The sequence below is a fragment of the Paracoccus sp. (in: a-proteobacteria) genome, assembly GCF_046462195.1.
Classification (GTDB): Bacteria; Pseudomonadota; Alphaproteobacteria; order Rhodobacterales; family Rhodobacteraceae; genus Paracoccus.
Genome location: NZ_JBKGUN010000063.1, coordinates 1 through 12,520, shown reverse-complemented (window position 1 = coordinate 12,520; position 12,520 = coordinate 1). Strand labels below are relative to the sequence as shown.

At 65.2% G+C, this 12,520-nt stretch carries 11 protein-coding genes; 8 read left to right on the top strand and 3 right to left on the bottom strand.

Annotated elements, in window-relative coordinates:
* Window positions 1–47: 47 nt before the first annotated feature.
* Window positions 48–1,007, bottom strand: coding sequence for an NADPH:quinone oxidoreductase family protein (locus tag ACLHHB_RS04280; RefSeq protein ID WP_410217049.1), 960 nt, complete (start codon window positions 1,005–1,007; stop codon window positions 48–50).
* 189 nt (window positions 1,008–1,196) lie between these two features.
* On the opposite strand from ACLHHB_RS04280, the gene ACLHHB_RS04275 reads away from it, so the two are divergent.
* From ACLHHB_RS04275 to ACLHHB_RS04255, 5 genes are all read left to right on the top strand, one after another.
* Window positions 1,197–1,556: a helix-turn-helix domain-containing protein gene (locus ACLHHB_RS04275; protein WP_410217048.1), complete on the top strand. Its 360-nt coding sequence runs from the start codon at window positions 1,197–1,199 to the stop codon at window positions 1,554–1,556.
* Window positions 1,557–1,694: 138 nt separating this feature from the next.
* A complete protein-coding gene (locus ACLHHB_RS04270) occupies window positions 1,695–2,480 on the top strand; it encodes an inositol monophosphatase family protein (RefSeq protein ID WP_410217047.1) in 786 nt (261 codons plus the stop codon).
* Between the two features lie 35 nt (window positions 2,481–2,515).
* On the top strand, window positions 2,516–3,916 hold the full coding sequence (mgtE, locus tag ACLHHB_RS04265; protein ID WP_410217046.1) for a magnesium transporter: 1,401 nt from the start codon (window positions 2,516–2,518) through the stop codon (window positions 3,914–3,916).
* The gene (locus ACLHHB_RS04260) at window positions 3,913–4,455 is read left to right on the top strand and encodes a 5-formyltetrahydrofolate cyclo-ligase (RefSeq protein WP_410217045.1); all 543 of its coding nucleotides are present in this window, start codon (window positions 3,913–3,915) and stop codon (window positions 4,453–4,455) included. Before mgtE ends, ACLHHB_RS04260 begins: the two co-directional genes overlap by 4 nt.
* Window positions 4,456–4,867: 412 nt before the next feature.
* Complete coding sequence (locus ACLHHB_RS04255; RefSeq protein WP_410217044.1) at window positions 4,868–8,488, top strand: vitamin B12-dependent ribonucleotide reductase; 3,621 nt, start codon at window positions 4,868–4,870, stop codon at window positions 8,486–8,488.
* Window positions 8,489–8,645: 157 nt separating this feature from the next.
* On the opposite strand, the gene ACLHHB_RS04250 is transcribed toward ACLHHB_RS04255, so the two are convergent.
* Window positions 8,646–10,094, bottom strand: coding sequence for a ferric reductase-like transmembrane domain-containing protein (locus ACLHHB_RS04250; protein ID WP_410217043.1), 1,449 nt, complete (start codon window positions 10,092–10,094; stop codon window positions 8,646–8,648).
* 155 nt (window positions 10,095–10,249) lie between these two features.
* Here ACLHHB_RS04250 and ACLHHB_RS04245 point away from each other — a divergent pair, with 155 nt between their 5' ends.
* Window positions 10,250–10,978, top strand: a complete 729-nt coding sequence (locus ACLHHB_RS04245) for a cytochrome c oxidase assembly protein (RefSeq protein WP_410217042.1) — start codon at window positions 10,250–10,252, stop codon at window positions 10,976–10,978.
* Entirely contained in the window at window positions 10,975–11,472 is a 498-nt protein-coding gene (locus ACLHHB_RS04240; RefSeq protein WP_410217041.1) for a CopD family protein, read from the top strand. The genes ACLHHB_RS04245 and ACLHHB_RS04240 overlap by 4 nt, the downstream gene beginning before the upstream one ends.
* Before the next feature lie 14 nt (window positions 11,473–11,486).
* On the opposite strand, the gene ACLHHB_RS04235 is transcribed toward ACLHHB_RS04240, so the two are convergent.
* Window positions 11,487–12,008, bottom strand: a complete 522-nt coding sequence (locus tag ACLHHB_RS04235; RefSeq protein ID WP_410217040.1) for a DUF2231 domain-containing protein — start codon at window positions 12,006–12,008, stop codon at window positions 11,487–11,489.
* A 45-nt stretch (window positions 12,009–12,053) separates the two neighbouring features.
* Here ACLHHB_RS04235 and ACLHHB_RS04230 point away from each other — a divergent pair.
* On the top strand, window positions 12,054–12,520 hold a 467-nt coding region (locus ACLHHB_RS04230), incomplete at its 3' end, for a cytochrome B (protein WP_410217039.1).

Sequence of the window (12,520 nt, the reverse complement as noted above, 5' to 3'; positions counted from 1 at the left end):
TCATGGGCCGAATTTTTCAATGCCAAGGATGCGTCAAAACCGCGCAATCACAGGGTGATGACCACCTTGCCGATGCTTTTGCGCTCTCGCAGCAGGGCATAGCCTTTGGGCAGTCGCTCAAGGGGCAGGACACGCCCCACGGTCGGTGACAGGCGCCCGTCTTCGAACAGGCCAAACAGGGCATCCATGCTGGCGCGCAGGGCGCGGGAGTCCAGCGAACGGTATCCACCCCAGTAGAAGCCATGGATGGCGATATTCTTGACCAGCGCGTGGTTCAGGGGCAGGGCCGGAGGGCGACCGCCGGCGAAACCGATCACGAGATGGCGCCCGCCCGGGCGCAGGGCGCGAAATGCGGCCTCGCCCGCCTCGGCACCCACGGGGTCGTAGAGCACGTCTGCGCCACCAAGGTCGCGCAAGGACGACCTGAGATCCAAACAGGTTGCGCTGTCGATCACGTGCTGGGCGCCGGCTTGTGTGACGCTGAGAAGACGGTCGCTGCCGCGGGCGACGCCGATGACCCGTGCGCCCAGGGCGCGGCCGATCTCGACCGCCGTCAGGCCGACTCCGCCGGCCGCGCCAAGCACCACCAACGTTTCATCCGGTTGCAGCGCACCGGGACCTGTCAGGGCCAGATGACTTGTCCCATAAGCCACCTGGAAGCCGGCAGCCTGTTCAAGGCTCATGCTGTCGGGAATGGGCTGCAGGGCTGCGGGGGCGACGCAGATCCGCTCGGCCATGGTGCCCGGATGGGACACCACGACCCGTGTTCCGGCAACCAGCCCGCTGTCCGCAGGGGCCTCCAGAACCGTTCCCGCGCCCTCCAGTCCCGGCACGAACGGTGGGGTGGCGGCCTCCTGGTATTGACCCTTGGCCTTTAGAAGATCCGCGAAATTGAGGGCTGCGGCCTGCATGCGGACAAGGATCTGGCCTTGTCCCGGGTCGGGTGCGGGTTCCGTGACGATCCGGGGATCCTCTCCAAGGGCAAATACACGGGCAACGCGAATCATGGGTCCTCCTGCAGTTGTGTCGCCAATTTGACATAATCGCGCCAAAATACTTCTCGCCCGACATGATCGCGGGCTCGTACCGCCGTCTGCACCTGTCTTTTTGGGCAGAATGGCGGCCGTTAACCAAGTTGACACTCGATAATTGTGGGGTCTCGGGTTACTGCTTCCGTAGATTGAGTGAGGTTAGCGATGAAGCACAGTGTAGATGTTCATGTTGGTAAGCGTATCCGCCATCGTCGCTGGATGATCGGAATGACTCAGCAGCAACTGGCCGACAAGGTCGGGATCAAGTTCCAGCAGATCCAGAAGTACGAAACGGGGATGAACCGCGTCTCGGCTTCGCGCCTTTGGGATATCGCGCATGTCGTCGATGTCCCGGTCAGCTTCTTCTTCGAAGGGCTGCAGGACAGTGAACGCCCCGGCATGGTGGAAGGCGATATCTTCGCCGACAAGGAAGCGCTGCAACTGGTGCGCGCCTATTATGCCATGCCCGAGGCGCAGCGCCGCCAGATCTTTGAACTGGCCCGGGTTCTTTCCGACGCGGCTTGACCGCGCCAGCCGCCAGAAGGCGAATGAAACATCTGTCGTCCTGCGCCGCGTGACCGTCGGACGACAGCCCTTCCATGGCGACTGGCCCCTGCGCCCGTGACGGGTTACACCGTCCCGACGCAACTGCAGGGGGCCCAGATGCATGACAACGATCATATCATCCGTACGGCACACCAGATGGCCGATGCCGCCCGCGCGGCGACGCTGCCCCTGTTCCGCACGGCTGACCTGCAGGCCGACAACAAGCGGCCTGCGGATTTCGATCCCGTCACCGAGGCCGACCGTGCCGCCGAACGTGCCATGCGCGCCATCCTGGCCCGAGAACGGCCCGATGATGCCATCCTGGGCGAGGAATACGGCAGCACGGATGGCACCAGCGGCCTGACCTGGATCCTGGACCCGATCGACGGGACACGGGCGTTTCTCTGCGGTGCGGCCAGCTGGGGCGTGCTGATCGGCCTGTCGGACGGGCAGGGGATCCGCTATGGCCTCATCGACCAGCCCTATACCGGCGAGCGGTTCGAAGGGGGCTTGGGGCAGTCGCAGATGATGGGCCCGCAGGGTCGCAGATCCCTCGGCGTGCGCCGCGACGTGGCGCTTGAACAGGCGACGCTGCTGACCACCTTTCCTGAAATCGGCACACCGGGGGAGGCTGCGGCTTTTCGGCGCGTGGCCGATCGTGTGCGCCTGACCCGTTACGGACTGGATTGCTATGCCTATGCGCTGCTGGCCCTGGGCCAGATCGATCTGGTGATCGAAGCCGGCCTGCAGCCTTATGACATTGCCGGACCCTTGGCCGTGGTCGAGGCCGCGGGCGGCATCGTCACCGACTGGCAGGGCGGACCGGCGGCCCATGGCGGTCAGGTCATCGCCGCCGCCTCGCGTCCGCTGCACGAGGCGGCCCTTGCACTGCTCCGCGCATGAGCGCCTTGCCCGATCCAGACAAGCAGGAGGCCCGCATGCTGGATGACAAGAGCCCGGCCATCGCCGATACCCTGCCCGAACGGGACGGGGACGACTTCGGTCCCGGTTTTGAACTGCTGGCCCGCATCGACGAGGCCGTGGCCGAGGGCGACCAGCCGCAGCTGAACGCCCTGCTGGAGCCGATGCACGCGGCCGACATCGCCGACGTGATCGAGCGTCTGACGCCGGCCCAGAGGCGGCAGTTCCTGCAGCTTTATTCGGGCGAGATCGACGGCGAGATCCTGTCCGAGATCGACGAGTCGATCCGCGACGAGGTGATCGAGCAGCTGCCCCGTGCCGTTCTGGCCGAAGCCGTGCGCGAGATGGACAGCGATGATGTCGTCGACCTGGTCGAGGACATGGACGAGCCCGAACGGGCCCGCATTCTCGCGGCCCTTGATGCGGGCGACCGGGCCGCGGTGCAGCAGTCGCTGACCTATCCCGATTATTCCGCCGGCCGCCTGATGCAGTCCGAGGTCGTGACCGCCCCCGAGCACTGGACCGTGGGCGAGACGATCGCCTTCCTGCGCGCCGAGGACTGGCTGCCCGAGCAGTTCTACCACGTGATCCTGGTCGATCCGCGCCGCCATCCCGTCGGCTATGTCACGCTGGGACGGTTGCTGGCATCGCGCCAGGACGCGAGGCTGCGGGACCTGTGCGAGGACAGTTTCCGCACGATCAGCGCTTATGCCGAGGAAGGCGATGTGGCCTATGTCTTCAATCAGTATCACCTGATCTCGGCCCCCGTGGTGGACAGCGACGACCGGCTGGTCGGCGTCATCACCATCGACGACGCCATGTCGGTGCTGGACGAGGAGCATGAAGAAGACATCCTGCGCCTTGCGGGCGTGGGAGACGAATCCAGCATCTCGGACACGGTGATGCAGACGGTGCGCCAGCGTGTGCCCTGGCTGGCCACCAACATCGTCACGGCGCTGGCCGCCGCCGGGGTCATCGCGTTCTTCGAGGGCGCCATCGCCCAACTGGTCGCGCTGGCGGTCCTGATGCCGATCGTGGCCTCGATGGGGGGCAATGCCGGCACGCAGACGCTGACGGTGGCGGTGCGCGGCCTTGCCACGCGCGATCTGTCGCGGGCCAACGCCCTGCGCGTCGTGCGGCGGGAGGTGGTGGTGGGTCTGGTCAACGGCGTTCTCTTCGGCGTGGTGATGGCCGCGATCACCTTTGTCTGGTTCGGGGACATCGGGCTGGCGGCGGTGATCGGACTTGCGATGATCATCAACCTGCTGGTGGCGGCGCTGGCCGGGATCCTGATCCCTCTTGCGTTGAACAAGCTGGGTGCGGACCCGGCCCTTGCATCGGGAACATTCGTGACGATGATGACGGACGTGATCGGCTTTCTGGCCTTTCTGGGCCTTGCCTCGGCGGTGCTGTTGTGAGCGCCGTCAAGGATGCGCTGCGCACCCAGGCGCTGGCGGCCCGCAGCCGGGGCGGGGACGCTGCTGCACTGGACCTCCGCCTGCGCAGGGCGCTTGCGCCGTTCGCAGGCGCCACACTTGCCGGATACTGGCCCATGCGGGACGAGGCAGACCCGCGCCCTGCCATGGCGGCGCATGCCGGTCCGGTGGTCCTGCCGGTGGTGCCAGGGCGTGCCCAGCCCCTCCTGTTTCGCCGATGGCAGGGCGAGGCGCTGGTGCCCGGCCCATGGGGAACCATGCACCCTGCCGATTCGGAGCCCGAGCTGCGCCCCGATGTCCTGATCGTGCCGCTGGCAGGCTTTGACCGATCCGGCAACCGGTTGGGTTATGGTGGCGGTTATTACGACCGGACCCTGCAATTGCTGCGCGAAACGGGGCCGGTGCACGCAATCGGACTGGCCTTTGCCTGTCAGGAACTGCCGTCCATTCCGGCAGAACCCTTTGATCAGCCCCTGGACCTGATCGTGACGGACGGCGACAGCATCATCCCATCGCGCTGAAACCTGCCGGGGCGTGACCTTTCTGCATCGGCTGTGTGCAAGCTGTGGATTACCGGGGGAAGGGATGTGGATATACCTTTCTTCAGCACCCGCAGAGGCCTGACAGGCAAGGCAAAGTCGCTTGCATCAGGGCGGATCAGGTGGGCCGGCACCCCTTCCTGTGGGCGAATCCGAGGAGGCTTGGTCAGGCCCGTGTCAACGGCAGCCGAGAAAAATAATTCGGTTGAAAGACGGGAAACTGCCCGCCAACTTGTGGCCTATTACCCACGCAATACAAGATGTGGATGGCGCAGCCTCGCATCTTTCGGTTCAGACATCAGCCTGCCGGGCGGCTTGCCGCTCCCCTACGGGAACGGGCGGGTCAAGTCATGGCCGGATGCGACGGGCTGGCGACAGGACAAGGATGGCAGTCATGAAGATCGAACGGCGTTTCACGACCGAAACCGGCGGAGCCTATGGCGATGTCGCGTTCACGACCACCACCAGCGAAATCCGCAACCCCGATGGCACGGTCGTTTTCCACAATGACCAGGTCGAGGTGCCGCAGGGTTGGAGCCAGGTCGCCAGCGACGTGATCGCGCAGAAATACTTTCGCCGGGCCGGCGTTCCTGCCCGGCTCAAGCGCGTGCGCGAAAGGGATGTGCCGGCCTTCCTGTGGCGCAGCGTTCCGGACGAAGCCGCGCTGGACCTCCTGCCCGGGGATGAGCGCCTTGGCGCAGAAACCAGTGCGCGGCAGGTCTTTGACCGGCTTGCAGGCGCCTGGGCCTATTGGGGCTGGAAGGGCGGCTATTTCACCACCGAAGCCGACGCCCGTGCTTATTATGACGAGATGCGTTTCATGCTGGCCCGCCAGATGGCGGCACCGAACAGCCCGCAGTGGTTCAACACAGGCCTGCACTGGGCCTACGGCATCGACGGCCCGGGGCAGGGGCATTTCCATGTCGACCACAAGACGGGCAAGCTGACCGCCTCGACCAGCGCCTACGAGCATCCGCAGCCCCATGCCTGCTTCATTCAGTCGGTCAGCGACGATCTGGTGAACGAGGGCGGCATCATGGACCTTTGGGTGCGCGAGGCGCGCTTGTTCAAGTATGGCAGCGGCACCGGCACCAACTTTTCCAGCCTGCGCGGCGAAGGGGAAAAACTGTCGGGCGGTGGCAAGTCCAGTGGCCTGATGGGGTTTCTGAAGATCGGCGACCGTGCGGCCGGCGCGATCAAGTCGGGCGGCACCACGCGGCGCGCGGCCAAGATGGTGATCTGCGACATGGATCACCCTGACATCGAAGCCTTCATCAACTGGAAGGTCATCGAGGAACAGAAGGTCGCCTCGCTCGTCGCCGGCTCGAAGATGCACGAGCAGAAGCTGAACGACATCTTTGCCGCGATCCGCGGCTGGGACGGAGCCATCACCGACGCCACCGACCCCGCCACCAATGACGCGCTGAAGGCGGCGATCCGCGCCGCCAAGCGCGCGATGATCCCGGAAACCTATGTGAACCGCGTCCTTCAATATGCTCGGCAGGGTTTCGACAGCATCGAGTTCCCGACCTATGACACCGACTGGGACAGCGAAGCCTATGTCAGCGTTTCGGGCCAGAACTCGAACAACTCGGTCCGCGTGACCGACGCCTTCCTGCGTGCCGTACGCGAGGACCAACCGTGGGAACTGGTGCGCCGCACCGACGGCAAGGTCTCCAAGACCGTCAGCGCGCGCGAACTGTGGGACCAGATCGGTCACGCCGCCTGGGCCTGCGCCGATCCCGGCATCCAGTTTCACGACACCGTCAACGCCTGGCACACCTGCCCCGAGGACGGGCCGATCCGCGGCAGCAATCCGTGCAGCGAATACATGTTCCTGGACGACACGGCCTGCAACCTGGCCTCGATGAACCTGCTGACCTTCTGGCAGGACGGCCGCTTCGATGCCGATGCCTATGTCCATGCCGTGCGCCTTTGGACCGTCACGCTGGAGATCAGCGTGCTGATGGCGCAGTTCCCGTCAAAGGAAATCGCGCAGCGCTCCTACGACTTCCGCACGCTGGGGCTGGGCTATGCTAATATCGGCGGCCTCCTGATGAACATGGGCTTTGGTTATGACAGCGACGAGGGGCGCGCGCTGTGCGGTGCCCTGACCGCGATCATGACAGGTGTCGCCTACGCGACCAGCGCCGAGATGGCGGGCGAGCTGGGTGCCTTTCCGGGCTATGCGAAGAACCGCGAGCACATGCTGCGCGTCATCCGCAACCACCGTTCGGCCGCGCATGGGTCGAACATCTATGAGGGCGTGAACGTGACGCCGGTCGCGCTGGACGCCGCCAACTGCACGGATGGCAGCCTGGTGGCGCTGGCCCGCGCGGCCTGGGATCAGGCATTGGTCCTGGGTGAGGCGCATGGCTTCCGCAACGCGCAGACCACGGTGATCGCGCCCACGGGCACGATCGGCCTTGTCATGGACTGCGACACGACCGGGATCGAGCCGGACTTTGCACTGGTCAAGTTCAAGAAGCTGGCGGGCGGCGGTTATTTCAAGATCATCAACCAGTCGGTTCCCGCCGCGCTGGAGGTGCTGGGCTATTCCGGCGCCCAGATCGAGGAGATCATCGGCCATGCCGTCGGTCATGCCACCCTTGGCAATTGCCCGGCCATCAACCACGCCTCACTGGCCGGTCACGGCTTTGGCGTGCGCGAGATCGAGAAGGTCGAGCAGACGCTGGCCAGCGCCTTCGATATCCGCTTCGTCTTCAACCAGTGGACCCTGGGCGAGGACTTCTGCCGCGGCACGCTGGGCATCCCGGCCGAGAAGCTGAACGACCCGACCTTTGACCTTTTGCGCCACCTGGGCTTCACCCGCGCGCAGATCGAGGCCGCGAACGACCATGTCTGCGGCACCATGACGCTGGAAGGCGCGCCGCATCTGGACCCCACGCATCTGCCGGTCTTCGACTGCGCCAACGCCTGCGGCAAGACCGGCAAGCGGTATCTGTCCGTGGACAGCCACATCCTCATGATGGCGGCGGCACAAAGCTTCATCTCGGGGGCGATCAGCAAGACGATCAACATGCCCAACACCGCGACCATTGCCGACGCGCTGGCCGCCTATGAACTGAGCCACAGCCTGGGGATCAAGGCCAATGCGCTGTACCGCGACGGCTCCAAGCTGTCGCAGCCCTTGGCGTCGGCGCTGGTCGAGGATGACGACGAGGCCGAGGAGATCCTGGCCACCGGCAACAATCAAGAAAAGGCCGCCGTTCTTGCCGAAAAGATCGTCGAGCGGATCATCGTCAAGGAGATCGTGCGCTCCAACCGCGAAAAGCTGCCGCAGCGGCGCAAGGGCTATACTCAGAAGGCCATCGTCGGCGGGCACAAGGTTTATCTGCGGACCGGCGAATACGACGACGGCGGCTTGGGCGAGATCTTCATCGACATGCACAAGGAAGGTGCGGGCTTCCGCGCGATGATGAACAACTTTGCCATCGCCGTGTCCGTGGGCCTGCAATACGGTGTGCCGCTGGAGGAATTCGTGGACGCCTTCACCTTCACCCGTTTCGAACCGGCCGGCATGGTGCAGGGCAATGACAGCATCAAGAACGCGACCTCGATCCTGGATTACGTATTCCGCGAACTGGCCGTCAGCTATCTTGACCGCACCGATCTGGCGCATGTGAAGCCCGAAGGCCCCAGTTTTGACGATCTGGGCGGGGGCGAGCGCGAAACCCGCAGCTCGATGCCCGTGACCGAACAGTCGGAGCTGAAGTCGCTGACCATGCTGAAGCAGATCAGCAGCGCCGGTTACCTGCGCAAGCGCATGCCGCAGGAGCTGATGGCCCTGCAGGGCAGCGTATCGACCACGACCATCGCGATGGCGATGCCGCAGGGCCAGAACGCCACGGCAGCGGGTCTGGACGCGCGGGCCAAGGCGCGGATGCAGGGTTACGAGGGCGATCCCTGCGGTGAATGCGGCAACTACACGCTGGTCCGCAACGGGACCTGCATGAAGTGCAACACCTGCGGTAGCACCAGCGGCTGCAGCTGACCATCGCTGCAGCACGAAGCGGTAACGCGCCGGCCCTCGGGTCCGGCGCGTTTGTCGTCACACGGTCGGCAGCAGCAAGGAGAAGATCACGGCCATCCCCAAGGCCAGCAAGACCATCAGCGCGGCAAGAAGGCGGGCAAGGATCGGACGCATGTGTTCAGACCATCTCGAAGATTTCGCTGTCGATGCGGCTGCGGCTGACGCCCATCTCCATCAGTGCCTGACGGACGGCGTCCAGCATCGGGGCAGGGCCGCACAGCATGTGGGGCCAGTTGCGGCTTTCCTCTGGCAGCACCTCCTCCAGCAGGGCGCGGTCGATCATCTTGTCACGCGTCTCGAACCCGTCAGGCGGCCAGGTGGCGTCCTCGGGCGGATTCTTGATGACATGGATCACGCGCAGGTCCAGATCCTGCGAAAGACGCGCCAACTGGTCGCGAAAGGCGATCTCGTCCCAACTGTCATTGGCATAAAGCAGGATGATGGGGCGGGGGTCGCGCCGCTCTTGCAGGGCATGGAGATTGGCGATGATGGGCGTGACGCCCACCCCGCCCGCGATCATGACAAAGCCGCCGGCAGACACTTCGCGGTCGATGGAGAAAACACCGTAAGGACCGTCCACATAGGCCCTCGCGCCCGCCGGGGTGCATGACAGGCGCTTGCTGTCGTCGCCCAGAGGCTTGATGGAAAAGCTGATCTCGGGGCCTTTGTCGGGTGCGGTCGAGATCGTGAACGGATGCTCGCGCAGCGCGAAGGGAGAGGCTCCGACCGTCAGCCAGGCAAACTGCCCCGGCCTCCAGCCGCGCAGGGGACGTCCCTCGGGGCGAAGGACCAGCGTATGGATGCCGTCGCCCTCGTCGCGGTTCTCGATCACGCGCCACGGGTTACGCGCCAGTCTCCACGGACGCAGCAGGCGTGTCCACAGGATCAGCCCCAGCCACGTCAGCGTTGCGGCCAGCCACAGACCCCGTGTGCCGTCCTGCCCGGTGAAGTGGCCTGCGCCCAGCACATGCCAGATTGCGGCAGCGAACCCCGTCAGCGCCAGTGCCACATGCAGCCGCCGCCACCACAGATAATCCAGCCCGACGCGCTTGCGCAGTTCGGAACTGGCGACCAGCGCCACGAAGCAGGTCATCGCGACACGACCGGCCGTCATGTGCGGTTCTGCCTTCAGCGGGTTCAGGACACCCAGATCGTCCTTGTGCCAGATGTAAAGGATGCCGAAATGCCCCAGCATCAGCGCCACGAGCCCCCAGCTGAGGAAGCGGTGGAACACCACGACGATGTCGGCCCCGAACGGATGCAGCAGCGGCTTCAGCCGGCCGGTCAGCGCGAACTGCATGCCGGCCAGCGACAGCGTGGCAAAGCCCAGCCCCAGCGAAAGGTCATGCAGGAAACCGCGTGCACGCGGCGGTTCGCCCGCCAGGATCACGACAAAAGGCAGGGCCAGCAGCAATGCGGCCAGTGCCAGCCAGCCAAGGGCCCGCGACCAGACGGCAGGGCCACGATCCTCGGGGTGGACGTGATGGGCTGGATCACGAGGGCTGGTCATGGCAAGGGAACGTAGGGCAGGGAGAGCGGTTCCTTGCAGCCATGCGGTTCGGGTCATGCGGGCCGCAATGGAAAGGCGTGCGCCAGATGGGTCCGCGTCAGATGGAATGGACAAGGGAACCTGTGCGCAAACACACGGTTACCCTTTGACTCCTCGCGCGGCGCGCGAGGAATGGACGTGGGGCAGACAAGGACAGGACAAACATAGCCGAGATGTATCAAGCGCCGATGCCCTATTGCGGCCCCGCGCCCTTGCCCGCCCAGATCTGGTCGGCGTGGAACCTGGATCCGTCCCTGATCGGCGGACTGACACTGCTTGCGTTGCTCCTGTTCTGGCGCGGCGGTGCCCAAGGACGCGGCCCCGCGGCGGTGGCAATGCTTGTGCTGGTCATCACCTTCGTGTCCCCCCTGTGCGCGCTGACCGTGGCACTGTTTTCGGCACGGACGGCCCATCACCTGCTGCTGGTGACGCTGGCGGCGCCCGCCCTTGCGCTGGCATTGCCCTTGCTGCCCCGGATGCCTGCAAGCCTTTCGGTGGCGGCCCTGTCGGCGGCCATGATCGCATGGCACGTGCCGGCGGTGTATGACGCGATCTGGTGGTCGGACACGCTCTACTGGACCATGCAGGCGGCGATGCTGCTGCCGGCCTGGATCTTCTGGTCCTCGGTGCTGGCGCCAGGCATCACTGCCCCCGACGCCCTTCGGCGTGCTTTGTTCATCGGGGGTCTGGCCGGGATCATGGGCCTGATTGGCGCCGTCCTGACCTTTGCGCCGGGCATTCTTTATGTCCAGCACATCGAGGGTGCCGCACAGTGGGGCCTGCCCGTTCTGGCCGACCAGCAGCTGGCGGGGCTGATCATGTGGGTGCCGGGCTTCCTGCCGCTGGCGGGTCTGGCGGCGCTGATGCTGCGGCGCGCATGGCAGGGCGGATTTGCCACATGATCGCGACGCTCAAGTTTCTCCACCTTGCCTCGATGCTGTGCTGGTGCGCCGCGCTCGTCGCGTTGCCGCTGCTGTTCAGCCTGTACGGGGGCGCATGGCGCAGCAACCATGGCACGGAAAAGCTGCAGGCCCGCTATGCCGAGTTCCGGCTGATCACTCATTACGGCTATGTCGCCTTTGCCACGCCGGCTGCCGTGATCGCCATCGTGGCCGGCACGGGCCTGATCTTTGCCGCCGATGTGTTCGACCTTTGGTTCGTGGCCAAGCTGGCGCTTGTGTCGGGAATGGCGCTGGTTCACGCCTGGATCGGCCATCTTGTCGTCGTTTCGGCCGAGGAAAGGAGCATCCAGCGCCTGCCCTCGCCGCTGATCGCCCTGTTCATCGTCATTCCGCTGATCGCGGGGGTGCTGTGGCTGGTTCTGGCCAAGCCGGACCTGTCCGGTCTGACCGAGTGGATGCCGGAATTCATGCTGAAGCCAAGGAATGACCTATGACAAGGGGTGTCCCGTCAGCTGCCCGTCTTGTCATGCGTTCCGATGCGGTAATCGAAGACCAGCTTGCCGCCGTGCCAGCCCGTGATGCCGGTCATGCCCGCCGCCAGGGCCGAGATCAGGGCGCCCCAGGGCAGGACCTTGCCCACCGGGTCGTCCAGCCGATAGCCCCAGTTCAGGCCCAAAACCGACAACAGCATCACGGCCAGGATGAAATGCGTCCAGGAGGAGGAGCGGATGCGAATGCCGGGCACCATCAGCAATTCGATGGTTCCGGTCACGCCGGCAATGACGCCGATGCCAAAGGCGACGCCTGCGGCCCACAGCGCCACGCGCGGCCAGAACTCGTCCGCGGTCAGCCAGTACATCGCATCGGCGCCAAAGACGGAAAAGGCCAGCGCGATGGGAAAGGCAACCATCATCGCATGCAGGGGATGACCAGCAATGGCGATCTTGGATTCGGTGTTGTCGAAGGCGACGTGTTCTTCAATCGGATCGCTCAGACGGCGTCGCTGCTTCCACGAATATTTCTGACGCATCGGGGGTTCCCTCTGTTCCGCATTCGCAGACACAAGCCCGCGGCTTTGCTGACGGTTCCGCTGTTGGCCGCCTGCGAGGGGCCGCTGAGCACGCTGACCCCTTCAGGACCCGCCGCGACCGAGATCGCGCGCCTGTGGTGGGCGATGCTGATCGGATCGGGGCTGATCACGGGCATGGTCATGGTCATGCTGATGCTGGCGCTGCGCCGTGGCCCGCGCCCGCCCGAGGCTCCGCGCCGGGAGCGGTTCTGGGTGGTCGGCTGGGGTCTCGGCTTCTCCCTGGCCGTTCTGACGGTGCTGCTGGGCTCTGCGCTGTGGGTGGGCGAGCGGATGCTGGCCCGCGACGACAGCACGGTCACGGTGCGGGCAACGGCATCGCAATGGACTTGGCATTTCGTCCAGCCTGGTCCGGACGGAGAGCCGGTGCGGACACAGGGCATCCTTTATGTTCCGGCAGGGCAGGCCTTTGACGTGGCCATCACCTCGACCGATGTCATCCACAGCTTCTGGGT

What these genes read in the sequence shown, in the direction of transcription:
- ACLHHB_RS04240 (WP_410217041.1), top strand. Translation starts at nt 10,975, where the DNA reads ATGATCGCGACGCTCAAGTTTCTCCACCTTGCCTCGATGCTGTGCTGG.
- ACLHHB_RS04275 (WP_410217048.1), top strand. Translation starts at nt 1,197, where the DNA reads ATGAAGCACAGTGTAGATGTTCATGTTGGTAAGCGTATCCGCCATCGT.
- mgtE (WP_410217046.1), top strand. Translation starts at nt 2,516, where the DNA reads ATGCTGGATGACAAGAGCCCGGCCATCGCCGATACCCTGCCCGAACGG.
- ACLHHB_RS04235 (WP_410217040.1), bottom strand. Translation starts at nt 12,008, where the DNA reads ATGCGTCAGAAATATTCGTGGAAGCAGCGACGCCGTCTGAGCGATCCG.
- ACLHHB_RS04270 (WP_410217047.1), top strand. Translation starts at nt 1,695, where the DNA reads ATGCATGACAACGATCATATCATCCGTACGGCACACCAGATGGCCGAT.
- ACLHHB_RS04245 (WP_410217042.1), top strand. Translation starts at nt 10,250, where the DNA reads ATGTATCAAGCGCCGATGCCCTATTGCGGCCCCGCGCCCTTGCCCGCC.
- ACLHHB_RS04255 (WP_410217044.1), top strand. Translation starts at nt 4,868, where the DNA reads ATGAAGATCGAACGGCGTTTCACGACCGAAACCGGCGGAGCCTATGGC.
- ACLHHB_RS04280 (WP_410217049.1), bottom strand. Translation starts at nt 1,007, where the DNA reads ATGATTCGCGTTGCCCGTGTATTTGCCCTTGGAGAGGATCCCCGGATC.
- ACLHHB_RS04250 (WP_410217043.1), bottom strand. Translation starts at nt 10,094, where the DNA reads ATGACCCGAACCGCATGGCTGCAAGGAACCGCTCTCCCTGCCCTACGT.